Below are 22,686 nucleotides of genomic sequence, written 5' to 3' on the forward strand. Positions count from 1 at the left end.
TACAGGGCCGAATGACCTCCGTTCAGATTACCGACAGCCATTGCCACCTCGACTTTCCCGACTTTGATGAGGAACGCGACGCCGTGATCGCGCGCGCCATCGCCGCGGGTGTGACGCGGATGGTGACGATCTGCACCAAGCTGCCCGCCCTGCCCAAGGTGCAGGCGATTTCCGAGGCGCATCAGCAGGTCTTTCACACCTTCGGCGTCCACCCGATGTCGGTGGCGGATCATGAGCCGGTGACCGTGGATCAGCTGGTGGAATTGTCCAAACACCCCAAGTTCGTCGGCATCGGCGAAACCGGGCTGGATTACCACTACACGTCCGAGAGCGCCGAGGCGCAAAAAACCTCGCTCCGCCTGCATTGCGCGGCGGCGGCGGAGGCGGGCCTGCCGCTGATCATCCACGCCCGGGCGGCGGATGAAGACATGGCCCGCATCCTGGCCGAAGAACACGCCAACGCGCCCTTTGCCTGCGTAATGCATTGCTTCTCCTCCGGGGCGGACCTGGCAAGGGCGGCGCTGGATCTGGGCTTCTACCTGTCGATGTCCGGCATCGCGGCCTTTCCCAAATCGCAGGAGCTGCGCGACATCTTTGCCGATGCGCCGCTGGACCGGGTGCTTGTGGAAACCGACAGTCCCTACCTCGCCCCGCCGCCCTATCGCGGCAAACGGAACGAGCCGGGCTATACCGTGCATACGGCCAAGGTCGGGGCAGAGGTCTTTGGCCTGTCCTACGAAGATTTCGCCGCGGCGACACAGGCGAATTTCGACCGGCTTTTCACCAAGGCGGCACAATGGGCGGAGGCCGCGTGATGGGCGAATTGCGGTTTACCATTCTCGGCAGCGGCTCCTCCGGCGGGGTGCCGCGCCTGGGCGGGCACTGGGGCGCCTGCGATCCGGAGAACCCGAAGAACACCCGCCGCCGCTGCGCCCTGCTGGTGGAGCAGGAGAAGGACGGCGGCACGACCCGTGTGCTGGTCGACACAGGGCCGGACATGCGCATGCAGTTGCTGGATGCGGGAGTGGGGCGGCTGGACGCGGTGATCTACACCCATGCCCACGCCGACCACGTGCATGGGCTGGACGACTTGCGGATGATCGTTTTCAACATGCGCAAGCGCCTACCCGTCTGGGCGGATGGCGCCACGCAGGCCGCGCTCTATGACCGGTTCGCCTATGCCTTTGTCCAGCCCGAGGGCTCGCCCTATCCCCCCATCCTCGACATGAAAACCATCGACGGGCCCTTCATCATTCCGGGTGACGGGGGCGAAATCACCTTTACCCCCTTCCGGGTCAACCATGGCTCCATCGATGCGCTCGGCTTCAGGGTTCGCGATTTCGCCTATCTGCCGGACGTGGCCAAGATGACCGGCGAGGCCTGGGAAGCGGTGGCGGAGCTGGATTGCTGGGTGCTGGATGCGTTGCGGCGCGATCCGCATCCGACCCATTCGCATTACGAACAGTCGCTGGCCTGGATCGACCGCGCCGCGCCGAAACGGGCGGTGCTGACGAACATGCATATCGACCTGGACTATGCGACCGTGGCCGAGGAAACCCCGGACCACATCGAACCCGCCTATGACGGCATGCAGATCGTGTACCAGATCTGATGGGATCGCTGATTACGGTCATCCTCCCGGTCTTTCTGCTGATCGGGGCCGGATATGCCGCGACCCGATTTGCCCGCTTCCCCGAGGTTGGGATCGACGGGCTGATGCGGTTCACGCAGAACTACGCCTTCCCCTGCCTGCTGTTCCGCGCGGTCAGCACCTTTGACATAGGCGAACAGTTCCATGCGCCGTTGCTGCTCAGCTATTATTCCGCCGCGCTGATCTGTTTCGTTCTCGGCTTTCTGGCGGCGCTGCTGATCTTTAAACGCGACCTCGAGGACGCAGTGGTGATCGGCTTCTGCTGCCTCTTCTCCAATACCTTGATGCTGGGACTGCCGATCACGGAACGCGCCTTTGGCCCTGACGCGCTGGAGGCGAACTTTGCCATCATCGCGATCCATGCGCCCTTCTGCTACACGCTCGGCATCGCGATGATGGAGGTCGTGCGGGCGCGCGGGTCGGGGCTGAACCCCTTCGGCATCATGGCGCAGATTGCACGGCAGCTGGCGCGCAATCCGCTGGTCATCGCGCTGATGCTGGGCTTCGTGGTCAACCTGGGCGGCATCACCATCCCCCTGCCGATCGCGGATGCGGTGGACATGATGGTGGCCGCCTCCGTCCCGGCCGCGCTCTTTGCGGTTGGCGGGGTGCTGGTGCAATACCGGATCGAGGGCGACCTGCGCGTGGTTCTGATGATCTGTCTGATCACGCTGGTGGTGCATCCCGCGCTGGTCTGGGGCTTCGGCCGCTATGCCGCGCTGGACGTGGCGCAGTTCCGCTCCGCCCTGATCACGGCCGCCGTGGCGCCGGGGATCAACACCTATGTTTTCGCCAATCTCTACAACAGGGCCAAGCGGGTGGCGGCCTCCTCGGTGCTGGTGACGACCTCCGGTTCGCTGCTGACCGTCTGGCTTTGGCTGACCATCCTGCCCTGAGTCTCTGGACACTTGTTCCGATCTGCGAAAGTATGTTCCGCAAATCAGGGAGGATGACATGAGTGAAGTTTTGCTGAGCGAGCGCCGCGGCGCCGTGCAGATTTTGACGATGAACCGGCCGGAGCGGAAGAACGCCTTCACGCGGCCCATGCTCTACGCGCTGGAAGAGGCCCTGGAAAAGGCCGCCGCCGATCCCGAGGTCCGGGCCGTTGTCCTGACCGGGGCTGGCGGGGCGTTCTGTGCGGGCGGCGATGTCAAGGCGATGAGCGAGGGCCAGGATCCGGATATGTCCTTCTATGCCAAGCGCAAGGGGTTGCGCGACCGGATGGAGGTCAGCCGGATGCTGCACGAGATGCCCAAGCCGACCATCGCCGCCATCGAAGGCGCGGCGGCGGGGGCCGGTCTGTCGCTGGCCATGGCCTGCGATTTCCGCATCGCCTCGGACACGGCCAAGATCACCACGGCCTTTGCCAAGGTCGGGCTGTCGGGCGATTTCGGCGGGACCTATTTCATCACCCAGATCCTCGGCACCGCAAAGGCGAAGGAGCTTTATCTTCTGTCGCCCATCATTTCCGGCAAGGAAGCGGAGCGTATCGGCCTGGCCAACCGCGCCGTGGACGAAGGCACCGCGCTGGAAGCGGCGCTGGAGTTCGCCGCACCCCTGGCCTCGGGCGCACCGCTGGCGATCGGCCGAATGAAAGGCAACCTCAACCTCGCCGCCGGGGGCGGGTCGCTGGTCGAGGTGATGGACCTGGAAGCGGACAACCACACCAACTCCTCCGAAACGGCGGACCACAAGGAAGCTGCGGCAGCCTTCGTCGAGAAGCGCCAGCCGGTCTTCAAAGGGGCCTAAGGCGGCGCAGGTCCCTCCTCCGGGGGGCAAACCGACATCCGGGCGGCGTCATCCTTGGACTTGATCCGTGGATGACGACCGCGACGGAAGGACTTAGTACATCCGCTCCAGCAACTCCCGCGCCTTCGCCTCGTCGTCCAGAACCTTCGGATTGCGCGGCGCATGCGGCAGGGCCAACGCCTTGGGCGCAAGGGCCTGTGCCTCCGCCAAGCTGACATCCGACACCTCCGACAGGGCGCGCGGCAGGCCGAGGGTGCGGATCAGCCGGTCCACCGCCTCGGGACCGGAGGCCCCGGCCACCCGGCACAGGACGCGATCCGCCTTGCCGCCAGCTTCGGCATTCCACGCCATCACGTAAGGCAGCGTGATGCAGGAACAGACCCCGTGCGGCACCCCGAAATTCGCGCCAAAGAGGTATCCGATGCCGTGGCTGATCCCTGTCCCGGCACCGGTGCAGGCCGTGCCCGCCAGCCAGGTTGCGGATTGCACGTCACCGATGGCCGAGGTGTCAGCGGGGTCGGCATGGCAGCGCGGCAGGGCGTCGAAGAGCAGTTCCAGCGCCTTTTCCGCCAGCGCGTCGGTATAGGGTGTCGCCCGCCAACCGCCCAGGGCCTCCACCGCGTGGTCGACGCTGCGAATGGCGGAGGAGAGCCAGAGGAAGGGCGGGGTATGGGCGATCAGGTCCGGGTCCAGCACGACGAGATCAGGGACCAGCGAAGGGTTGTTCAGGCCGTTCTTGTGTTTCTTCTCGGGGTCGAAGACGCCTGCACCGGTGGTGAATTCGGCGGCGGAGGCGGTGGTGGGGATCATCACAACCGTCGGCAGCCCGGGGATCGGATCGCGGGTCTGACTGACGATCTTGTCGCGCAGGCCGTCCATCGTGTCGATCCCGAAGGCGAGGCAGGCGGCGGCGATCTTGGCCGCGTCCACCACGCTGCCGCCGCCGAGGGCGAGGATTGTGTCCGCCCCGGCGGCGCGGGCGGCGATGACCGCCTCGATCAGTTCGGGCATGGGGGTATGGGCCCCGATGCGGTCGTAGTGGCCGACATAGCGCGGGCCGAGGGCGCCGCGCAGGTCGTCCAGCAGCGGGGTCTTTGTCGCGATGCTCTGCCCGGTCAGAACGAAGGCGCGGGACACCTTACGTTTGTCGAGCGCCGGGCCGACCTCGGACATGGCCCCGGACCCGCGCAGGACGGTCAATGACTTGGTCGTGGTGAAACTGATGATTGTCATGGTCTCCTCCCGCGCCGATGAAGCCACGGCGCGGACGGGGATGTCGAGGGTGGACTTACCTCTCGGTCAGTTCCTGGGCCCGCAGGACACCTTCCACCTCGTCCCGATCGTAGCGGCTCGAGGTTTCGAAAGCCCGGGGCAAACGGTCCATGACATCGGTCAGTTGGCGGCGCAACTCTTCGGTCTAAACGCCGTAGATGAAATTCATCACAGTTCGGGCATCCCGGCCTTGTGGGCCCTGTCGACCATCCTGCCGGTTTCCTCGTGGTAGTCCTCCAGGACGCCCTGCCAGAATTTCAGCTGGAGATGCGGGATGTCCTCCGGCTTGGCCTGCATCTGTTCCCTCTGGAAGGCGAGGTCCTTTTCCAGCCGCCGTGTCCCGAAGGCGATCAGATCGGCCCCCATTTGGATGAATTCCCCGTACCAGTCGATGGCGGGTGCCTTGGCTTCGGCGTAGCTCTTCCTGGCCATGCGTCATTCCTCCGCGTCTGTCTTGTGCACCAGGAAAGAATACCGTCCCCCGGGTCGGTTCGCGTTGATCCTTGTCAACATGCCTGTCACATCTGGGTGTCATGGCGGGCAAGCCACGGCCGGATGGGATGACATGTTGGAAAATCACACATTTGACGAGTTGAATATCGGGGACCGGTCCGAGTTGCGGCGGCTGTGCACGGCGGATGACCTGATCGTCTTTGCCAATGTCTCGGGCAATCACAACCCGATGCACCTGCATGACGAGGACGGCGATGGCGATGGCGAGAAAGAGGCGATCTGCCCGGGGATGTTCGTGGGCTCACTGGTCTCGGCGGTACTGGGGAATGTGCTGCCGGGGGCCGGGACGCTCTATCGCTCGCAGTCCTTCGAGTTCCTGAACCGTGCCAGCGCGGGAGATGAGCTGATCTCCTCCGTCGAGGTAACGGGCAAGGATGCGGCGGCCGGTACGGTCACGTTGCGGACGGAGGTCCGGCGCGTTTCGGACGACCTGCCGATCCTGAGCGGCGAGGCGGTGGTGGAGGCCCCGAAGGCCAAGCTGAAACAGCGCGCTTCGGACCTGCCCGGGCTGATCGTCCAGCGGCACCGCCATTTCGAGGCGTTGCTGGAGCGCGCCGCGCCCCTGCCCGCGCTGAGGACCGTTGTCGTCTGCCCGGAGGAGGAAAACTCCCTCGGCGGGGCCTTGCTGGCGCGGAAGCACAGCCTGATCGACCCGATCTTTGTCGGCGATGCCGGAAAGATCGCCGAAACCGCCAGAGCCATCGGCGCCGATCTGACCGGGGTGGAGGTCATCGACGTGCCCGATCACGCGCTGGCCGCCGTGCGGTCTGTCGCGCTGGTCAACGAGGGGCGGGCGGATGCGCTGATGAAGGGCCATCTGCATACGGACGAACTGCTGCGCCCGACGCTGGACAAGGACAAGGGTCTGCGCGGACGACGGCGGTTCACCCATGTCTTCGTGATGGACGTGCCGGGGCTGGCACATCCGCTGCTGGTGACGGATGCGGCGATCAACATCACGCCGGACCTGAAGACCAAGGTCGACATCGTGCAGAACGCCATCGACGTGGCGATCTCCATTGGAATCGAGGAACCGAAGGTCGGGATCCTCTCGGCGGTGGAAACGGTGAACCCGGCCATCCCCTCCTCCATAGACGCGGCGCTACTGTCGAAGATGGCGGAGCGCGGGCAGATCACCGGCGGGCTGGTGGACGGGCCGCTGGCGATGGACAATGCGGTGGACATGGCGGCGGCCCGGACCAAGGGGATCGTGTCACCGGTCGCGGGCCGGGCGGAGGTGCTGGTGGTGCCGGGGCTGGACGCGGGCAACATGCTGGCCAAGCAGCTGACCTATATCTCCCACGCGGAGGCGGCGGGCGTGGTGATGGGGGCGAAGGTGCCGATCATCCTCAACAGCCGGGCGGATGACGAGATGTCCCGGCTTGCCTCCTGCGCGGTGGCGGCGCTGCATCATTTCCGGATGATCGGCGCATGAGCCATATCCTGACCATCAACGCCGGGTCCTCCTCGCTGAAATACGCTTTGTACGAGGCGGCGGCGCAACCCCGGGTCGTGGCCCGGGGCAAGGTCGGGCGGATCGGCGGGGCGGCACGGCTGCAACCGGAGGGTGGCGAGGATATAGGCCTGCCCGAGGGGACGGATCACGGCGGCGCGCTGGTGGCGGTGCTGGAGGCGCTGGAGACCTCGCATCCGGAAGCACGGATCGAGGTGGTGGGTCACCGGATCGTGCATGGCGGGCCGGATCATGCGGCGCCGATCGTTCTGACCGACACGGTGTTAACGGAGTTGGAGGGGTACTGCCCCTATGCCCCGCTGCACCAGCCGCATAACCTGGCCGGGGTACGTGCGGCCATGGCAGCCTTTCCGGAGGCGCGTCAGGTGGCCTGTTTCGACACAGCCTTTCACCGGGGCCATCCCTTCGTGAACGACACCTTCGCCCTGCCCCGCGCCTATTACGAGAAGGGCGTGCGCCGTTATGGGTTTCACGGGCTGAGTTATGATTACATCGCCGGAGAGATCGCCCGCCGCGCACCCGGGCTGTCGCGGGTGGTGGTCGCGCATCTAGGCAACGGGGCGTCTATGTGCGCGCTGCGCGACGGGGCCTCCGTCGCCTCGACCATGGGGTTTTCGGCGCTGGACGGTCTGCCCATGGGCACGCGCTCCGGGCAGTTGGACCCTGGTGTCGTACTGTACCTCATGGATCAGGAAGGGATGAGCGCGGAGGAAATCTCGGACCTGCTCTACAAGGAGAGCGGGCTGAAGGGCATGTCCGGGATCAGCAATGACATGCGGGAACTGGAGGCCTCGGACCATCCGCATGCGGCCGAAGCCATCGACTATTTCACCTTCCGCATCCGGCGCGAATTGGGTGCGCTTGCGGCGGTGCTGGGCGGGCTGGACGGGGTCGTCTTCTGCGGCGGGATCGGGGAGAACTCGGCCATGATCCGGGGGCGGGTCTGTGACGGGATGGCGTGGCTGGGCATTGCGCTGGATACCGAGGCCAACGCCGCGAATGCGCCGGTCATCAGCACCGGGGCGGTGCGCGTGATGGTGATCCCCACGGATGAGGAGATCGTCATCGCCCGGGCTGCGCTGGCGCTGTCATAGGCCTGTGCAGGGCTGCACAGTGAACCTTGGTCCGACCTATTCCCTCCGACCGGAGAGAGGGGTACAACGCCCGTATGGATGATTTTCTGCCCGGCCCGCATCTTCTAGTCGATCATCGCGGGGATCGCTATCTGACCGACCCGGAGGCCCTGGAGGCTGCCATGCGCGGAGCCGCCGAGGCCGCGACCGCCGAGGTCTTGTCCGCCACCCTGCATCTGCTGCCCGAGGGGGCCGGGATCAGCGGCGCGGTGATCCTGACCGACGGTCATATTGCGGTACGAAGCTGGGCAGATCAAAGCTATGCCGCCTTCGACATCTTCATTCCCGGCGACGGGCGCGGCAAGATCGCGGCGGATCATCTGGCGCGGGTGCTCCTGCCGGACTGGACGCAGATCAAGGCGATGACGCGTAACTCTTTCGCCCCACCTCCGGCCTGATCGCAACGGGCCGCCGCAGCACGCTTGTCAGGCGGGATGCAAGCACGTACCAATTCGCGGCAGATCCCGCAGCGCAGGGCGGGCGCAGGGGGCGAGACATGCAGTTTTCCATCACCTACACCCGCGACGATCACGATCCACGAAGCGGCCCGGTGCGGGTAGGCTGGGTGCTGACGAATGTGGACAGCCCCGTCATCTATGATCCGCCGCGCCGAGTGAATTCGCGCGAGGCCCGGAAATCCCACGCCAAGAGCGCCTCGCGCTGCCCCGCGGTCCTGAACCTCGAAAGCCGGTATTTCGAGATCCCCTGCCCTTTCGATCTGAACCTCGGGTTCTCGCGGGACAAGGACGGCAAACCGGCGCTGCGCAACCTGTCCGGCGCGACCAGCGCGATCCGGGGCTCGACCCTGGGAAAGCGCATCTTCGTCGTGCCGGAGAGCGAATGGCGCTATCCGGACCGGCCGATCCTGCAACTGAAACTGCCCTACCTGTTCGTGGCGGACGAACCTGTCTATCTGTCGCAGATCGACGCCTATATGCATTACCGCAAGACACCCCTGCCCGGGACGATCTTTGGCGGGCGGTTTCCGATCAACGTCTGGCCCCGGCCGCTGATGTGGGCCTTTGAATGGCATGACACCGAGAAGCCGATTGTCATCCGCCGTGGTGAGCCGCTGTTCTATTGCCAGTTCGAATTCGACAGCCCGGAGCGCAATGTGCAGATGGTCGAGGCCGAGATGACGCCGGAGCTGAAGACCTACATCGAGCATATCGGCGGCGCGGTGAACTATGTGAACCAGACCTTTTCCCTGTTCGAAGCGGCGGAGCGGGTGCGCCCCGACACCCTGCTGAGCCCGCGCAAATCGTGAGCGCTGGCGACAAGGACCTCGCGGCGCTGTTCGAAAAGGCGACGACGGCCTTCAACAAGGGGCGGGTGTCGGAGTGCCACGCCCTGATCCGCCCGCTTCTGGCCGATCCGCCCGACGGCGCGCGGGAGCGGAGCCGACTGGCCTATCTGCAACTGGGCTGTGCGCTCTACTACACTGGCGATCTGGAGGCCGCCCGGCGGCTGAACGCCAGCCTGCCGACCCGGCACTGGCGGCCCATGCGCTATCGCCTTGCGCTGCGCCAGCGTGATCCCGCCACGGCCAAGCGGCTGCGCTCCGACCCCGAGGTGACGGCGCAGGAACGTGACGATTTCCGCACCTCCGCCGGGCTGAACATGCTCTGGTCAAACCGCTATCGCACGGGTTTTCCGCTCTATGCGGCGCGGCACAATGCGATCCTTTTTCCCCGGACGGTGCCCAAGGCGCTGACCCATGCGCCGCTGCCCGCCGATCCTGCGGAGGACGAGGATGTCATCATCCTGGAACAGGGGTTGGGCGATGTTCTGTTCCATCTCGCGCATATCCGGCACGAGGGACGGCATGAGACCTCGCGCTTTGTCGGGCTGCGCAAATACGGGTCGCTGATCCGGCGCTATTTCCCGCAGGCGCGGTTCACGGCGCATGAGGCGTTGAACAAGACCGGGACGCGCCCGCGCGCCCATCTGGCGGCGGATTTCGTCGGGCGGGGCTTTGCGCGTACCGGCCAGGTCGCGGCGCCGGTCACCTTTGACAGCCCGGTTCGGCATGCGGGCGAGCCGCCGGTCTGGGGCATCTGCTGGCGTGGTGGATCGGGCCAGAACCGGCGGGAGGAGCGGCATATCCCCCTGCCCATGTTCCTGGACCTGCTGCCGCGCGACGGGCGATTCCTGGCGCTGCAGTTCGACCTGTCCGAGGCAGAGCGCAAGCTGCTGCTGGCCGATGCGCGCTGCATGGTGCCGCTGTCGGACATCACCACAAACCCGGTCCAGACGATCGACATGATCCGCCCGCTGGCCGGGGTGATCTCTGTCGACAGTGCCAACTGGCATATGGCGGGCCTGTCGAAGGTGCCGCTGCTGGCGATCATGAACCGGACCTCGCATTGGTTCTGGGGGGCGGAGGCCAAGGCAGAGAGCGCCTATGCCAGCGCGACGACCGTCCGGAAAGAAGAGCTGACGGCAGACAAGCTCGCCCAATGGATGGACCAGAGCCGCGCGGCCTTTGGCCAGCGCCCCGCCCTTGCGCGGCCCGCGCCGACGGTCATGCCGCGCCAGCCGGTCTTTGTTCTGGGGCTGCCCCGCTCTGCCACCTCCATGACGACACGGGTCCTGCACGAGCATGGGCTGTGGCTGGGCGACACGGTGCCGGGCAATGCCGAAAATCCGCAGGGCTACTTCGAAAGCCGTGCCATCCGGGACGGGATCGTCAAACCGATGCTCACCGCGCTCGGGGCCGATCCGCTTGGCGTGCGCAACCTGCCGCCGTGGGACGTGCTGCCGCCCGATCCGTCCCTGCGAGCGCGGGTGATGGCCCAGCTGACCGCCGAGGGGTACGAGGGCACCACGCCCTGGGGGTTCAAGGATCCCAAGCTGACGCTGCTCTGGCGGGTGTTCGATCAGGCCTTTCCCGACGCGATCTGGGTGATCGTCTCGCGCAGCCGGGACAAGGTAATTGACAGCCTCTGCCGGACGTCCTTCTTGGCGCGGCATTCGACCAGTCCGGAGTACTGGGCCCCTTTCTGCAACGCCTATGACCACCGGCTCAACCTGCTGCGCACCTCGGGCGCGCGGGTTTACGATGTGGACAGCGATGCCCTTTCAGGCGGGGATTTCCGGCAGGTCGAGCGGGTGATCGATGCGACAGGGCTGCCCTTCGACGAGGCGACGGCCCGCGCCGCTCTAGTTCGACCGACGGACCAGGGGCGAGCCTAGGCGTCCTCCGCCCGGCGTACCCTTGAGTTTTCTATGAAGTCCCGCAGGGCCTGGGCCTCGTATCCCTTCAGCAGCGGACGGGCGGGACGCATGGCGTCCGGTTTGTCGCGCAGGATGGGCAAGGCGGCGTGCAGGGCCTCCAGTTGGTCAGCAGGCAAGGCGGCGGTGCCGATGTCACCGGGCAGGAAGCTTTCCGCCGCCACGCCGTCGGCGCAGAGGATCTCGTGCCGCTCCAGGCAGACGTGGAAATAGACGACCTCGCCGCCGGTCTTGTTGCGAATGCTGCGCCCGTCGACCAAGTGTTTGGCGGGGATGAGGACTTCCGGCTCGCCGAACAACACCTCGGCCGCCCAGCCCGAAAACAACAGCCGGTGCTGAGGCGAGACCTTCACGGGGCGGGTCGCGCCCCAGGTGCCTTCGGTCACGACCACGGGGGCAGTGTCGGGCGTGGCGCTGATCCGCCGTCTCCCGATCCATAGAATGGGTTGCGGGCCATTGTCCCGGGTCTGCAACAGGTCGCCGACACGCAGGGTTTCGACGCGGCGATAGCCCGTGTCGGTCAGCAGGCGGGTTCCGCGCGCGAAACAGATAATCTGTTCGAAACCCTCGAAGGCGGCGCTGTTACCATTGGTGAAGAAGATCGTGCCGTCTTCGCGGTCGGGCGTGTCGTAGGTGATCGACGCCACTTGCGACGCGCCGCCCAGGGCCGAAATGTCGAGCACGTCGAAATCGGTATCGCCCGGATCCTCGCCCCCGTAGAGCGTATAGTTGTTCATGCCGGTCAGCGTGACGGTATCGTCACCGGAGTTGCCGTAGATCAGGTCATCGCCGGACGCGGAATAGAGGCTATCGTTGCCTATCCCGCCATAGAGGCTGTCGATCCCGCTGCCGCCGGTCAGCGTGTCATCGCCAGAATAGCCGTAGATCGTATCACTGCCAGCATTGCCCGACAGGCTGTCGCCGCCCGCGCCGCCCTCGACACTGTCATCGCCGGAGCCGCCAAAGATCGTATCCGACCCGGCCTGCCCCAGAAGCGTATCGCCCCCCACGCCCCCGAGGATCACGTCGTCGCCGCTGCCGCCCTCGATCCGGTCGGCCCCGGCGGACCCGCTCAGCACGTCCGCACCGGTGCCGCCGAAGATGGAATCGTCGCCGCTGTCCCCGGCGAGGCTGTCGTTGCCGCTGCCGCCGTAGACTGTATCCGCCCCCTGCCCTGCGGCCACGGAATCGGCCCCGCCGTTCATGGTGATGGAGTCGTTGCCGCCTTCGCCCAGGATGGTTTCCGCCCCGGAACTGCCCGTGGCGGTATCTGCGCCGGATGTCATCCGGACCGTCTCGACCTCGGAAAATGAGACCGTGTCGGTGCCATAGACAACCGTCCCCGTCTCCGCCCCGGAGAACGCCACGGTGACCGGGCCGGAGGTGGCGGAGAAGTCGATGACATCGTCGTCCGCGCCCCCTTCGCCGCCGACGATCGTGTCGTTGCCCGGGAAGGCCGTCATGGAGAAGGTGTCGTCGCCGGACCCTCCGTAAAGCTCATCCGGGCCGCCCCGCCCGTTCAATATGTCGTTGCCCGCGCGGCCGTAGAAGATGTTGGTATAGGCGTCGCCTGACAGGGCGAAGGCATCAAAGCCGGAGATCGTATCGTCGAAATCGGAGCCGTAGATCCCGTCGATCCCGCCGCCGAAGGCGTCGCCACTGGCCGCGCCGCCGAAGCCACCGCCGTTCAGATCAACCGAGACGCCGCTCGTTTCCGCGCCAAAGTCGATATAGTCGAGCCCGGTGCCGCCTTGATAGGTGTCATTGCCAGCGCCGGAATGGAGCGTGTCGCTGCCACTGCCACCGACGAGATAGTCATCGCCGCTGTCGCCGTAGAGATGGTCATCCCCGCTGCCGCCATAAAGCGTGTCGGACGCCGCGCCGCCGTAAAGCGTGTCATCCCCGGTGCCGGTGGCGATCGTGTCCGAACCGCCGTAGCCCATAACAAGATCGGCGTCATTGCCATCGCCATGACCAATGGCGTCGAGACCGCCGTCGTCATAGCCCCCGCCCATGGAATCGCTACCAGCGGTCCCGTCGACCGTTCCATCCCCGACGCCGACGAAGCTCTCCATCGACCGGAATTCGAGCCGCTCGCCATTGGCGTATGTGACATAGCCGTCCGAAGTGCCGCCGCCGTAGAAGTTAAGTCCGGTGATCGTGGTGCCGGTCAGCGCGCTGAAGTCGATGGTATCGTCGCCGCTGTTGCCTTCGATGTAGTCGCTCTGGCCCTGGAGGATCCAGATGTAGTCGGCGCCGCGACCGCCAAACAGCTCGTCATCGCCACTTTCGGCATAAAGGACATCGTCGCCGGTATCGCCGGTGATGGTGTCGCGGCCAGCGCCGCCGTAGACCGTATCATTGTCGCCATCACCGGAGACATAATCGTCACCGGACTGGCCATAGATCAGGTCATTGCCCGCGCTTCCGCCATAAACCGTGTCATTTCCGGTCCCGCCATAGACCGTGTCATCGCCAAGGCCGGCATCAATCTCATCGCCGCCGGCGTAGCCGAAAATGGAATCGTCGTTGCCATCCGCACCATCTACGAAGTCGCCGTCGGCATCCACATAGGACGACGGGATCGTGTCGTTGCCTGATGTCCCGTCGACCTTACCGTCAGCCATTCTCTGCCTTCGCCCCGCGCCCGCAGGTGCATTGCCAGCGGGTCACTCTTCTGTGCTCCCGCATCCGCGCGGGGCATGACAGGTATTTGTCGGAAATGCGGCTGAAATATGACATTCGGCACACGTGATACGTGTATTTCCCCTTGAAAATATGGGCCGTGCGCGCGTCGTAGGGGCGCGAGGCCCCATGCCCTGCCACCTAGGCAACGGCGGACGGGCCGACTAGGGTCTGCGCAGAAAGGGCCGACATGACCAAGACAGTGCAGGGCGCGAAGAAGAGAGGCTGGCGCAAGGCGGAGATTATCGCCGCCGCCGCCGAATGCTTCATGGAACGCGGGTATCACGCGACGAAGGTGGATGACGTGGCCGCCCGCCTTGGCGCGACCAAAGGGCGGATCTACCATCACTACGCCTCCAAGACCGAGCTGTTTTTCGACGTGCACCGCGAGGGGATGGCGCGGCTTTTTGCGGCGCAGGAGGGGATCGGGGCTGCGGGCGGTCCCCGCGACCGGTTAATTGCGATGCTGCAGGCCCACGCCCGCGCCATGCTGGAGCATCACACCTTTGAAACCGTGGTTGCGCAGGGGGTGCAGGTCCACCGGTTCGATCAGACCACGCCGGAGGAACGGCTGGTCATGGCCGATCTGATCGCCACGCGGGACGAATTCGAGCGGCTGTTCAAGGACGCGCTTGCCGCGGCCATCGACACGGGGGAGGTCGCGCCGCGGGATGTCTCCATCGCGGTCAAGATGATGCTGGGCGCGCTGCAATGGACGCTGGTCTGGTACCGCCCCCGCGCGGGCGAGACCGATGCGGAGCGGGCGGATCTGGCCCGCAGGATGGTCGAGGCTGTCATCACGGGGCTCTGACACAGGCGATTGACTTTCAGAAACATACCCGTGAGTATGTTTTTGAAAGGGAGGTCACCATGAGAGTATTGATCACCGGCGCAGGCGGGTTCCTGGGCCGCCGACTGACGCGTGAACTGATGTCGCGGGAGGGTATCGTCGGCCCGTCCGGCAAGGTTGAACCGATCACGCACCTTACGCTGGCCGATCTTGGGCCGGTGCCGCTGCCGGAGGCCCCGGGCGTCGAGATCGAGGTAATCCAGGGGGATCTGGCGGACGCGTCTACGCTGGAGCGGCTTTGCGCCCGGCCCTATGACAGCCTGTTTCACTTGGCCTCCCAACTCACCTTCCACGCGGAGCAGGACCCGGATCATGCCTGGGCGGTGAATGTGGACCCGTTGCGCGCCCTGATCGCAGCCGCGCAGGGCTGTCCCAGGGTGATCTTTGCCTCCTCCATCGCGGTCTTTGGTGGCGACTTCCCCGCCGAGGTGGCCGATGACCTCGCCCCCCTGCCCGAGACGACCTATGGCACCCACAAGGCGGTGAACGAGTTGATCCTGGCGGATGCCTCGCGCCATGGGCGGATCGACGGGCGGGCGCTGCGCCTGCCGATCATCCTGATCCGCCCGGGCGTCACGCAGCCCGTTGTGTCCGACAAGGTGGCCGCCATCGTGCGCGAACCGCTGGAGGGGCGCGACTTTGCAGCGCCACTGCCGCCGGAAGCCGTGGTGCCCGTCGCCTCCGCCGGGGCGGTGGTGCGCGGGTTCCTGAACCTGCACGATCTGCCGCCCGACCGGCTGCCCCCGAAACGCACGCTCAACCTGCCTGCGCTTTCGGTCACAGTCGCCCACATGGTCGCCGCCGCCGCAAGGGCCGGCGCGACGGGGCGCGTGACCTCCGCCCCGGACCCGGCGACCCAGGCCGTAGTGGCGGGCTGGCCGCAGCATTTCATCTCTCACCATGCCGGGCCGCTCGGGATTGCCCCTGACCGGGATTTCGACGCGATCATCGCGGATTATCTGGCACATCGAGAGGTCTGACATGGCTGGACGCACCTGTATCATCGGCGCCGGCTCCTCCGGCGTCACTGTCGCGAAATCGCTCAAGGCCTTGGGTGAGGAGTTTGATATCTATGAAAAAGGCAGCCAGATCGGCGGGATGTGGCGCTATGAGAACGACAATGGCCAGTCCTCTTGCTACGCCTCGCTGCACATCGACACGAGCCGCCCGAACTTGGGCTATTCGGATTTTCCCATCGACCCGTCGATGCCGGATTTCCTGAGCCACCGGCAGTTTCTGAAATACCTCGAAGACTACGCGGACGCCTTCGACATACCGCGCCATGTCACTTTCAAGACGCGCGTCACCGCAGTCGACCCGCAGCCCGACGGGCACTACCGCGTCACCCTCGACAGTGGCGAGAGCAGGACTTACGACCGCGTCGTCATCGGCACCGGGCACCTGTCGGACCCGCGCTTTCCGGAGTTTTCCGGAACCTTTGACGGCGAGGCGATCCATTCGCACCACTACCGCACCAACGATCCCTATGCGGGCAAGCGGGTGCTGGTCGTGGGGATCGGTAATTCGGCCGTGGATATCGCGGCGGATATCGCAAGGCGGGCGGCGCATGTGACGCTGTCCACCCGGCGGTCGGCATGGGTCATGCCGAAATACCTGATGGGCCGACCGATCGACCAGATCTCCGCCATGCTGGGCAAAAAGTTGCGACTGCCGACCCCCTGGGTGCGCCGGATCATGGCCACCCTCGTGCGGATCGGGATGGGCGATCAGCGCCGCTTCGGCCTGCCCCGGCCGGAGCATCCGATGTACCGAGAACATGCCACGCTGAGCGGCGACCTGCTGCCCTTGATTGGCCACGGTCGTATCGACATCAAACCGAATGTCGCCGAGCTGAAGGGCGATCGGGTGGCCTTTGTCGATGGAACCGACGCGCCTTATGACGCGATCGTCTATGCGACAGGCTACACGGTGAGCTTTCCTTTCCTCGACAAGGCGGTCTTTGATCCCGGGACACAGGCGGGCGCGCTCTACCGGCGGATGGTCGTGCCGGACCATCCGGGGCTGATCCACGCCGGGCTGGTCCAGCCGGTCGGGCCGACGATTCCGCTGGTCGAAACCCAGGGGAAATGGATCGCCGCCCTGGCTGCGGGCAGAATGACCCTGCCCGGCAAACCCGGGATGCTGCGAGAGATCGAGGCCCACAAGGCCTATCAGCGCAAGACCTACCTCGACGCGCCACGCTATGTGCTGGAGGTCGATGGCAGAACCTATACGGCACAGATGAAGGCGGACATGGCGGCGGGCGTCGGCGGGGTCTGAGGGGGATCATCCGCCCGTCATCCTCCGGCTTAATCGGGGATCTCTTGCCCTCTGTCGCTGTCCGGGAGGTCATCGGATCACGTCCGATGATGACCGGTGCTTTGCAGTTCCCGCATCCAGAACTGGAGGGGGTGGACGGTCTCTTCCGGCTGGTCGATGTCGCGCCATGAGAATCGGGCGATGACACCAGGAAGCGGCGCGTAGCCCCGGCCGCGCCAGAAGGCGTCGTGGGTGCGGGCCTTTGCGGGGCGCAGCGGGTGATCCTCCGGGCGGATGACCGAACAGAAGGCGCTGTAGCGGTATCCGAGCGCACGGGCATGATCCTCGCGCGCGTCGAAGAAGGCGTGGCCGAGGCCCTGCCCCCGGTAGTCGGGCAGCAGGACGGATTCGGCGCAGTAAAAGATCTCGGCCAGCGGTTCGGGGCGGGTGGCGAAGGCGGCGGAAAAGTCGTCCGCATGCACATCCAGCGCCATGCCGGTGGCCGCGCCGACGATGCGCGCCCCGTCAAAGGCGGCGGCGACGATAGCCGTGGGGTGGGTGTAGTTCCTGAGGTATTCGCGTTCGTAGTCGAGGTCGCCGTCGTAGAGGTAGGGCCAGTCGCGAAAGACCGCGATCCGCAGCCGGGCGATGTCGTCGATGGCGGTGGAGAGCGCCTCTCCGGTCAGGATGCGGAGCGTGGTCACGAGACCTGCGCGATCCAGTCGGCGAGGTTGTAGTAGGTCGTGACGCGGGCGATCTTGCCATCGCGTAGGGTGAAGAACGACCCGGCGGGGAGGCGGTAGGTCTGGCCCTGCGCTTCCGGCAGGCCCTCGTCCGTGGCGAGGTAGGTGCCGTTCACGGTGTATTCGGCGGCGGCGCGGGTGCCGTCGGGGGTTTCAAAGGTCACCATGTCGGTCAGCTGCTCCTTGTAGCAGCGGGACATATGGGCGCAGAAGTCAGCGAACTTTTCCTTGCCCGTCCGAATGTTGCCCTCGTTGACATGGTGGGCCACGTCATCGGTCAGGCAGCCCAGCATGGCGTCGGTGTCGCCGGCGTTGAATGCGTCGAAATAGGTCTGAACGATGCTCATGTCTTTGCCTTCAGGGGGCCAGGATCGGCGGGCCGAAACGGCGTTGCAGGTTGTCGATGATCTGATCGCGGCACTGGCGATAGGCGTTCAGCTTCTGCTCCCGCGTTTCGCCGATGCCCGTGGGGTCCATGATCGGCCAGAAATCGACCGTGAGGTGATAGAACTTGGTCAGGTCCAGCGCGCGTTTCTGGCTGGCCGAGGACAGGGCCACGATCATGTCGAAGCTGGAAAGGTCATCCCCGAACTTTGCCATCTCGTCGAAGGAGCGGGACTGGTGCCGCGACAGCTCCACCCCGATCTCTTCGCAGACGGCGATGGCAAAGCCGTCGATTTCCAGATCGTTGTGGCAGCCTGCGGACTGGACGTAGGTGTCGGTGCCGTAGAACTTCTTCATGATGCCTTCGGCCATGGGAGAGCGGACGGCGTTGTGGTCGCAGCAGAACAGGATGGATTGCGGAAGTTCTGCTGCCACAGGTCAGGCTCCGAAATGCAGGACGCAGATCAGGGTGAAAAGCCGGCGGGCGGTGTCATGGTCAACATCGGCCTTGCCTTCGAGGCGTTCGACAAGAATGCGGGCGCCTTCGTCATGGATGCCGCGGCGGGCCATGTCGATGGTTTCGATCTGCGCGGGCGGCAGGTTCTTGACCGCGTCGAAATAGCTTTTGCAGATGGCGAAATAGTCCTTCACCACCTGGCGGAAAGGACCGAGCGACATGATGAACTGTGCAGCGGGGCTGTCGTTTTCGGTCTGGACGTCAAAGACCAGGCGTTTGTCCTGAATCGACAGGCCGATCTTGTAGGGCCCGTCGGGCACAAGGCGGTCGTCCCGCTTGGGCAGGCTGAAACTGTTTTCTTCCAACAGATCGAACATCGCCACGCGGCGTTCCTGTTCAATCTCCGGGGTGGGCGGCGGCAGATTGCGGTCGTCCAACTCGATTTGGGCAATATAGGACATCGGTCCGGTTCCCTCTGATCGGTTGCAGGTCTCCCTGCCTTCCAATCTATGCTGCGGCGCAGCAAATTTCCACGTCTATGTGAACTTTGGTTAAAAACTATGTGAATGTCACCCGCGATTTTTCAGGTCGTCATTCACACGCTCAAGGCGGGCGCGAACGGAAAGGCCATGCGCCTCAAGGCTTTCCGAGGCGGCAAGAGTTTCGGCGGCGGGGCCGATGGCTGCAAGGGCCGCAGGCGTCATCCGGGCCAGGGTGGTCCGTTTGAGGAAATCCATGACCGACAGGCCGGAGGAGAACCGCGCAGAGCGCGCCGTGGGCAGGACGTGGTTGGGGCCGCCGACATAGTCGCCGATGGCCTCCGGCGTCCATTGGCCAAGGAAGATCGCCCCTGCATGGGTGCAGTCTTCTGCCAGCGCCTCGGGGTCGGCCACGCAAAGCTCCAAGTGTTCCGGGGCGATGCGGTTGGACAGAGCGGCGGCCTCCTCCAGATCTCGGACGGTGATGATCGCGCCGTTGTCGCCCCAGGATTTTCCTGCGATCTCGCGGCGGTCCAGCGTTTTCAGGCGGGCATCCACCGCGTCGCTGACGGCCTGACCAAAGGCCGCGTCCGTGGTGATCAGGATCGACTGCGCGCTTTCGTCGTGTTCCGCCTGGCTCATCAGGTCCAGCGCGATCCAGTCGGGGTCATTGTCAACATCGGCGATGACGAGGATTTCGGACGGGCCCGCGATCATGTCAATCCCGACCTTGCCAAAGACCCGACGCTTGGCGGCGGCGACAAAGGCGTTGCCGGGCCCGGTGATCTTGTCCACCGGGGCGATCGTGTCGGTGCCGTAGGCCAGGGCGGCAATCGCCTGCGCGCCGCCAACGCGGTAGATTTCGTCCACCCCGGCGAGGCGGGCGGCGTAGAGGACCAGCGGGTTCACCTTGCCATCCGGCGTGGGCACGCAGACCGCCAGACGTCCGACCCCCGCGACCTTGGCGGGGATGGCATTCATCAGCATCGAGGAGGGGTAGGAGGCGATGCCGCCCGGCACATAGAGCCCGGCGGCGGAGACCGCCGTCCAACGCCAGCCGAGGGTCGCGCCATCCGGGTCGGTCCAGTTCGCATCCTCGGGCATCTGGCGGACGTGGTAGGCGCGGATCCGGTCGGCGGCCAGGTCCAATGCGCTGCGTTCCTCGGGGGTGACGAGGGCGCATTGGGCGTCGATTTCCTCTGTAGAGAAGGCCAGGGTTTCCGGCGTGAGGTCCAGTCTGTCGAATTTCGAGGTCAGTTCGATCACGGCGGCGTCCCCGCGGGCCCGGACATCGGCGATGATCCCGGCCACCACGTCGTCCACATCCGGGCTGTCCTCGCGCTTCATGGTCAGCAACTCGGTGAAACGGGTCTCGAAATCGGTGTCGGTCGTGTTGAGGATGTGGGGCATGGCACTCTCCATCTGTCGGCGCTTGTTACCGGGCGTGGGCGCGGCTCACAAGTGGCGGGGAGGTTTTGGATTGGGGGGCTCGCCCCGGGTCCGCCCCGACGGCCCGCGTACCCGCCATCCTTGGACTTGGTCTGGAGATCTCCGGATCAAGGGCGCTCGGGGTGGCGGGAGATCCTCGGGTCAAGCCCGAGGATAACGCCCCCCTCAATGCCGTGTCGGTTCGTCGTCCTCGCCGGTCTCGCCGCGTTCGATGGCCTCGAAGGCCTTCTCCATATCCTCTGGATCGGTCGAGGGGATGGAATAGCCGCCCTTGAACCAGCGGGCGAGGTCCACGTCGGCGCAGTGCTTGGAGCAGAAGGGGCGGAATTTCGCGTCTGAGGGTTTGTGGCAGATCGGGCAGCTCATTGCAGCATCTCCTCCGTCACGATGTCGGTCAGGGGCTGGCGGGCGCGTTTGCGCTGAAGCTCGTAATTGCCGAGGGGCGTCCAGCCTGCCATGACCGTATCCGTGTCATCGGTTTTGAGTGCCGCCCGCAGCGCGCCCTCGAAACTGCGGCGGTCCTTTTTCGGCATGGGGGCGAGATCCAGGATGACCACGCCGCCCAGACCCCGCAGGCGCAGCTGACGCGGCAGGTCGCGGGCCAGGGCGAGGTTGGCCTTCAGCCCCGCGGCGAGCGAGGTATCCGCGCCGGTGTTCACATCCACGGCCGTAAAGGCGCGGGTCGGTTCGATGAAAACAGTGGCGGAGCCGAGCGCGACCTCGGGGCGGAAGAGCGCCTCGATCTTCTCGTGCACGCCGTGGTGGGCGAAACAACCCGCTTCGGTCTCGATCTGCGCGGGGGTGACCCATTCGCGCCAGGCCATGGCATGGGGGCCGTCGCCCTCGGTCAGCTTCTCGGCCTCGCCCTCGGCGTCGTTCAGCACCTGCACGGCCAGGTCGGCCATGGCGGCGATATCTTCGGCCACCGCGTCGCCTTCCGCCTCGGCGCAGGAGGAGCGCAGGATCAGCCCGCCCTCATGATCGTGGATCGGGTGGCCGTCCAGCGTGTCATGGGCGATCTCAAGCAGGGCATCGCGGGTCTCGTCATCCTTGATCTGGCGGGAGACGTTGATTCCCGGGGCGCCGGGGGTGACGATGGCATAGCGGCTTTTGAACAGGAGCTTGGTGGTCACCGGGATCGCCTTGCCGGGTTCCGCATGCCCCGTCACCTGCACCAGCAGCGGCGCGCCCGGAGACAGGCCCTTGACCTGGCGCAGGAAGGCGGGGCCGTCGGGCGTGGTCAGGAACATGCCGCCCTGACCCTTCACCGGGCGGTCGGCCTTGGCGCGGTAGATCGCCCCGGGGCGCGGGGCGTCGCTGTCGATAAAGAGGTCCTCGAGACGGCCATCGCGCATCAGGGCGGCGGCCTCCACCGGGCCATCGGGGCCTGTGAGGTGGTCGAGAAGGATCAGCTGGCCTTTCATTCGGCGCTCCAGACGGGGTAGCCGGCGGCGGTCAGCAGCGCGGCGGTTTCGGCAACGGGCAAGCCCATGACGGCAGTATAGCTGCCCTGGATCCAGGGGATAAAGGCCCCGGCCGGGCCTTGGATACCATAGGCGCCCGCCTTGCCCTGCCAGTCGTTCGTGGCGAGATAGGCGTTGAGTTCGGTGTCGGAGAGGCGCTTCATCTTCACGGTCGTTACTACGTCACGGGTCCAGACCTGTGCCCCACGACGCACCGCGATGGCGGTGATGACGCGGTGGCGACGCCCTGACATGGCGAGGAGGAATTCGGCCGCCTGGCCCGCGTCGGCGGGCTTGCCCATGATCCGGCGGCCCAGGGCGACGGTGGTGTCGGCGCAGAGGACGATGTCGTCGGCGTCTGCCGTAACGGCCTCGACCTTTGCGCGGGTGATCCGGGCGCAATAGGCGCGCGGCAACTCGCCCTTGAGGGGCGTTTCGTCGATGTCGGGGGGGCGGATGTCGTCGGGGGTGATCCCGAGGGTCGCCAGAAGGTCGAGGCGACGCGGGCTGCCGGAGCCGAGGATCAGTTTCACGGCGGGCCTCCTGCCTTGGTCGCGGGGCCCCGGCGGATGGGCCGGGGCGCGCGGTCTTACTTGAAGCGGTAGTTGATCCGACCCTTGGTCAGATCATAGGGGGTCATTTCGACCTGCACCTTGTCGCCGGCCAGAACACGGATGCGGTTCTTGCGCATCTTGCCTGCCGTATGTGCGATGATTTCATGGCCGTTCTCGAGTTCGACCCGGAAAGTCGCATTGGGCAGGAGTTCCTTCACGACGCCGGGGAATTCGAGAATGTCTTCCTTGGCCATGTAGTCTCCATTGCTGCGTTGCCCGCGAATTCGCGCGGGTGCGCGTTAAATGATCCTTCTTTGCCGGGTTTTCAAGTGGAATA

24 protein-coding genes are annotated in these 22,686 nt (G+C 65.6%); 12 read left to right on the top strand and 12 right to left on the bottom strand.

Going from position 1 to position 22,686, the window contains the following annotated elements; all coding sequences use genetic code 11:
• Positions 1–11 precede the first annotated feature (11 nt).
• Genes ACFC2Y_RS03835 through ACFC2Y_RS03850 form a run of 4 tightly spaced genes read left to right on the top strand, consistent with a single transcriptional unit; the run spans position 12 to position 3,400 of the window.
• Complete coding sequence (locus ACFC2Y_RS03835; RefSeq protein ID WP_375175375.1) at positions 12–815, top strand: TatD family hydrolase; 804 nt, start codon at positions 12–14, stop codon at positions 813–815.
• Positions 815–1,612 carry an MBL fold metallo-hydrolase gene (locus ACFC2Y_RS03840; protein ID WP_375175374.1) on the top strand — a complete coding sequence of 266 codons (798 nt, stop codon included), beginning with the start codon at positions 815–817 and terminating at the stop codon, positions 1,610–1,612. The genes ACFC2Y_RS03835 and ACFC2Y_RS03840 overlap by 1 nt, the downstream gene beginning before the upstream one ends.
• The gene (locus ACFC2Y_RS03845) at positions 1,612–2,547 is read left to right on the top strand and encodes an AEC family transporter (RefSeq protein WP_375175373.1); all 936 of its coding nucleotides are present in this window, start codon (positions 1,612–1,614) and stop codon (positions 2,545–2,547) included. The genes ACFC2Y_RS03840 and ACFC2Y_RS03845 overlap by 1 nt, the downstream gene beginning before the upstream one ends.
• 58 nt (positions 2,548–2,605) lie before the next feature.
• The gene (locus tag ACFC2Y_RS03850; RefSeq protein ID WP_375175372.1) at positions 2,606–3,400 is read left to right on the top strand and encodes an enoyl-CoA hydratase-related protein; all 795 of its coding nucleotides are present in this window, start codon (positions 2,606–2,608) and stop codon (positions 3,398–3,400) included.
• Positions 3,401–3,493: 93 nt separating this feature from the next.
• Here ACFC2Y_RS03850 and ACFC2Y_RS03855 read toward each other — a convergent pair whose 3' ends face one another.
• On the bottom strand, positions 3,494–4,633 hold the full coding sequence (locus ACFC2Y_RS03855; protein WP_375175371.1) for an iron-containing alcohol dehydrogenase: 1,140 nt from the start codon (positions 4,631–4,633) through the stop codon (positions 3,494–3,496).
• 207 nt (positions 4,634–4,840) lie between these two features.
• Complete coding sequence (locus tag ACFC2Y_RS03860) at positions 4,841–5,104, bottom strand: hypothetical protein (protein WP_375175370.1); 264 nt, start codon at positions 5,102–5,104, stop codon at positions 4,841–4,843.
• A 133-nt stretch (positions 5,105–5,237) separates the two neighbouring features.
• On the opposite strand from ACFC2Y_RS03860, the gene ACFC2Y_RS03865 reads away from it, so the two are divergent.
• The 5 genes from ACFC2Y_RS03865 (at position 5,238) to ACFC2Y_RS03885 (ending at position 10,987) form a co-directional block, all read left to right on the top strand.
• The gene (locus ACFC2Y_RS03865; protein ID WP_375175369.1) at positions 5,238–6,620 is read left to right on the top strand and encodes a bifunctional enoyl-CoA hydratase/phosphate acetyltransferase; all 1,383 of its coding nucleotides are present in this window, start codon (positions 5,238–5,240) and stop codon (positions 6,618–6,620) included.
• Positions 6,617–7,753, top strand: a complete 1,137-nt coding sequence (locus ACFC2Y_RS03870; RefSeq protein ID WP_375175368.1) for an acetate/propionate family kinase — start codon at positions 6,617–6,619, stop codon at positions 7,751–7,753. Before ACFC2Y_RS03865 ends, ACFC2Y_RS03870 begins: the two co-directional genes overlap by 4 nt.
• Positions 7,754–7,827: 74 nt before the next feature.
• The gene (locus ACFC2Y_RS03875; RefSeq protein WP_375175367.1) at positions 7,828–8,190 is read left to right on the top strand and encodes an S-adenosylmethionine decarboxylase; all 363 of its coding nucleotides are present in this window, start codon (positions 7,828–7,830) and stop codon (positions 8,188–8,190) included.
• Positions 8,191–8,288: 98 nt separating this feature from the next.
• A complete protein-coding gene (locus ACFC2Y_RS03880; RefSeq protein WP_375175366.1) occupies positions 8,289–9,059 on the top strand; it encodes a hypothetical protein in 771 nt (256 codons plus the stop codon).
• Positions 9,056–10,987, top strand: coding sequence for a sulfotransferase (locus ACFC2Y_RS03885; protein ID WP_375175365.1), 1,932 nt, complete (start codon positions 9,056–9,058; stop codon positions 10,985–10,987). The genes ACFC2Y_RS03880 and ACFC2Y_RS03885 overlap by 4 nt, the downstream gene beginning before the upstream one ends.
• Here ACFC2Y_RS03885 and ACFC2Y_RS03890 read toward each other — a convergent pair.
• On the bottom strand, positions 10,984–13,653 hold the full coding sequence (locus ACFC2Y_RS03890; RefSeq protein ID WP_375175364.1) for a Hint domain-containing protein: 2,670 nt from the start codon (positions 13,651–13,653) through the stop codon (positions 10,984–10,986). The genes ACFC2Y_RS03885 and ACFC2Y_RS03890 overlap by 4 nt on opposite strands.
• Positions 13,654–13,901: 248 nt before the next feature.
• On the opposite strand from ACFC2Y_RS03890, the gene ACFC2Y_RS03895 reads away from it, so the two are divergent.
• From ACFC2Y_RS03895 to ACFC2Y_RS03905, 3 genes are read left to right on the top strand one after another with little or no spacing between them, the layout of a single operon-like run.
• Positions 13,902–14,522: a TetR/AcrR family transcriptional regulator gene (locus ACFC2Y_RS03895; protein WP_375175363.1), complete on the top strand. Its 621-nt coding sequence runs from the start codon at positions 13,902–13,904 to the stop codon at positions 14,520–14,522.
• Positions 14,523–14,581: 59 nt separating this feature from the next.
• Positions 14,582–15,541, top strand: coding sequence for an NAD-dependent epimerase/dehydratase family protein (locus tag ACFC2Y_RS03900; RefSeq protein ID WP_375175362.1), 960 nt, complete (start codon positions 14,582–14,584; stop codon positions 15,539–15,541).
• A 1-nt stretch (position 15,542) separates the two neighbouring features.
• Complete coding sequence (locus ACFC2Y_RS03905) at positions 15,543–16,841, top strand: flavin-containing monooxygenase (RefSeq protein ID WP_375175361.1); 1,299 nt, start codon at positions 15,543–15,545, stop codon at positions 16,839–16,841.
• A 77-nt stretch (positions 16,842–16,918) separates the two neighbouring features.
• Here the strand turns inward: ACFC2Y_RS03905 and ACFC2Y_RS03910 are convergent, their stop codons facing one another.
• From ACFC2Y_RS03910 to infA, 9 genes are all read right to left on the bottom strand, one after another.
• On the bottom strand, positions 16,919–17,524 hold the full coding sequence (locus ACFC2Y_RS03910) for a GNAT family N-acetyltransferase (RefSeq protein ID WP_375175360.1): 606 nt from the start codon (positions 17,522–17,524) through the stop codon (positions 16,919–16,921).
• Positions 17,521–17,910, bottom strand: a complete 390-nt coding sequence (locus tag ACFC2Y_RS03915; RefSeq protein WP_375175359.1) for a ketosteroid isomerase-related protein — start codon at positions 17,908–17,910, stop codon at positions 17,521–17,523. The genes ACFC2Y_RS03910 and ACFC2Y_RS03915 overlap by 4 nt, the downstream gene beginning before the upstream one ends.
• Positions 17,911–17,920: 10 nt before the next feature.
• Positions 17,921–18,382, bottom strand: a complete 462-nt coding sequence (locus ACFC2Y_RS03920; protein WP_375175358.1) for a low molecular weight phosphatase family protein — start codon at positions 18,380–18,382, stop codon at positions 17,921–17,923.
• Positions 18,383–18,385: 3 nt separating this feature from the next.
• A complete protein-coding gene (locus ACFC2Y_RS03925; RefSeq protein WP_375175357.1) occupies positions 18,386–18,865 on the bottom strand; it encodes a UPF0262 family protein in 480 nt (159 codons plus the stop codon).
• 108 nt (positions 18,866–18,973) lie between these two features.
• Positions 18,974–20,293 (bottom strand): histidinol dehydrogenase, encoded by a 1,320-nt coding sequence (hisD, locus tag ACFC2Y_RS03930; protein ID WP_375175356.1) that lies wholly within the window; start codon positions 20,291–20,293, stop codon positions 18,974–18,976.
• 204 nt (positions 20,294–20,497) lie between these two features.
• The gene (locus ACFC2Y_RS03935; RefSeq protein WP_375175355.1) at positions 20,498–20,698 is read right to left on the bottom strand and encodes a DNA gyrase inhibitor YacG; all 201 of its coding nucleotides are present in this window, start codon (positions 20,696–20,698) and stop codon (positions 20,498–20,500) included.
• Positions 20,695–21,756: a ribonuclease E/G gene (locus ACFC2Y_RS03940; RefSeq protein WP_375175354.1), complete on the bottom strand. Its 1,062-nt coding sequence runs from the start codon at positions 21,754–21,756 to the stop codon at positions 20,695–20,697. Before ACFC2Y_RS03940 ends, ACFC2Y_RS03935 begins: the two co-directional genes overlap by 4 nt.
• The gene (locus tag ACFC2Y_RS03945) at positions 21,753–22,328 is read right to left on the bottom strand and encodes a Maf family protein (protein ID WP_375175353.1); all 576 of its coding nucleotides are present in this window, start codon (positions 22,326–22,328) and stop codon (positions 21,753–21,755) included. Before ACFC2Y_RS03945 ends, ACFC2Y_RS03940 begins: the two co-directional genes overlap by 4 nt.
• 56 nt (positions 22,329–22,384) lie before the next feature.
• Positions 22,385–22,603 carry a translation initiation factor IF-1 gene (gene infA / locus ACFC2Y_RS03950; RefSeq protein ID WP_010137880.1) on the bottom strand — a complete coding sequence of 73 codons (219 nt, stop codon included), beginning with the start codon at positions 22,601–22,603 and terminating at the stop codon, positions 22,385–22,387.
• Positions 22,604–22,686: the final 83 nt, after the last annotated feature.

The sequence above is a fragment of the Pseudooceanicola sp. genome, assembly GCF_041987405.1.
Taxonomy (GTDB): Bacteria; Pseudomonadota; Alphaproteobacteria; order Rhodobacterales; family Rhodobacteraceae; genus Pseudooceanicola.

Coding starts and splice junctions, on each gene's coding strand:
- ACFC2Y_RS03870 (WP_375175368.1), top strand. CDS start 6,617: ATGAGCCATATCCTGACCATCAACGCCGGGTCCTCCTCGCTGAAATAC.
- infA (WP_010137880.1), bottom strand. CDS start 22,603: ATGGCCAAGGAAGACATTCTCGAATTCCCCGGCGTCGTGAAGGAACTC.
- ACFC2Y_RS03900 (WP_375175362.1), top strand. CDS start 14,582: ATGAGAGTATTGATCACCGGCGCAGGCGGGTTCCTGGGCCGCCGACTG.
- ACFC2Y_RS03855 (WP_375175371.1), bottom strand. CDS start 4,633: ATGACAATCATCAGTTTCACCACGACCAAGTCATTGACCGTCCTGCGC.
- ACFC2Y_RS03935 (WP_375175355.1), bottom strand. CDS start 20,698: ATGAGCTGCCCGATCTGCCACAAACCCTCAGACGCGAAATTCCGCCCC.
- ACFC2Y_RS03915 (WP_375175359.1), bottom strand. CDS start 17,910: ATGAGCATCGTTCAGACCTATTTCGACGCATTCAACGCCGGCGACACC.
- ACFC2Y_RS03880 (WP_375175366.1), top strand. CDS start 8,289: ATGCAGTTTTCCATCACCTACACCCGCGACGATCACGATCCACGAAGC.
- ACFC2Y_RS03940 (WP_375175354.1), bottom strand. CDS start 21,756: ATGAAAGGCCAGCTGATCCTTCTCGACCACCTCACAGGCCCCGATGGC.
- ACFC2Y_RS03925 (WP_375175357.1), bottom strand. CDS start 18,865: ATGTCCTATATTGCCCAAATCGAGTTGGACGACCGCAATCTGCCGCCG.
- ACFC2Y_RS03845 (WP_375175373.1), top strand. CDS start 1,612: ATGGGATCGCTGATTACGGTCATCCTCCCGGTCTTTCTGCTGATCGGG.
- ACFC2Y_RS03840 (WP_375175374.1), top strand. CDS start 815: ATGGGCGAATTGCGGTTTACCATTCTCGGCAGCGGCTCCTCCGGCGGG.
- ACFC2Y_RS03835 (WP_375175375.1), top strand. CDS start 12: ATGACCTCCGTTCAGATTACCGACAGCCATTGCCACCTCGACTTTCCC.
- ACFC2Y_RS03860 (WP_375175370.1), bottom strand. CDS start 5,104: ATGGCCAGGAAGAGCTACGCCGAAGCCAAGGCACCCGCCATCGACTGG.
- ACFC2Y_RS03865 (WP_375175369.1), top strand. CDS start 5,238: ATGTTGGAAAATCACACATTTGACGAGTTGAATATCGGGGACCGGTCC.
- ACFC2Y_RS03875 (WP_375175367.1), top strand. CDS start 7,828: ATGGATGATTTTCTGCCCGGCCCGCATCTTCTAGTCGATCATCGCGGG.
- ACFC2Y_RS03850 (WP_375175372.1), top strand. CDS start 2,606: ATGAGTGAAGTTTTGCTGAGCGAGCGCCGCGGCGCCGTGCAGATTTTG.
- ACFC2Y_RS03890 (WP_375175364.1), bottom strand. CDS start 13,653: ATGGCTGACGGTAAGGTCGACGGGACATCAGGCAACGACACGATCCCG.
- hisD (WP_375175356.1), bottom strand. CDS start 20,293: ATGCCCCACATCCTCAACACGACCGACACCGATTTCGAGACCCGTTTC.
- ACFC2Y_RS03905 (WP_375175361.1), top strand. CDS start 15,543: ATGGCTGGACGCACCTGTATCATCGGCGCCGGCTCCTCCGGCGTCACT.
- ACFC2Y_RS03895 (WP_375175363.1), top strand. CDS start 13,902: ATGACCAAGACAGTGCAGGGCGCGAAGAAGAGAGGCTGGCGCAAGGCG.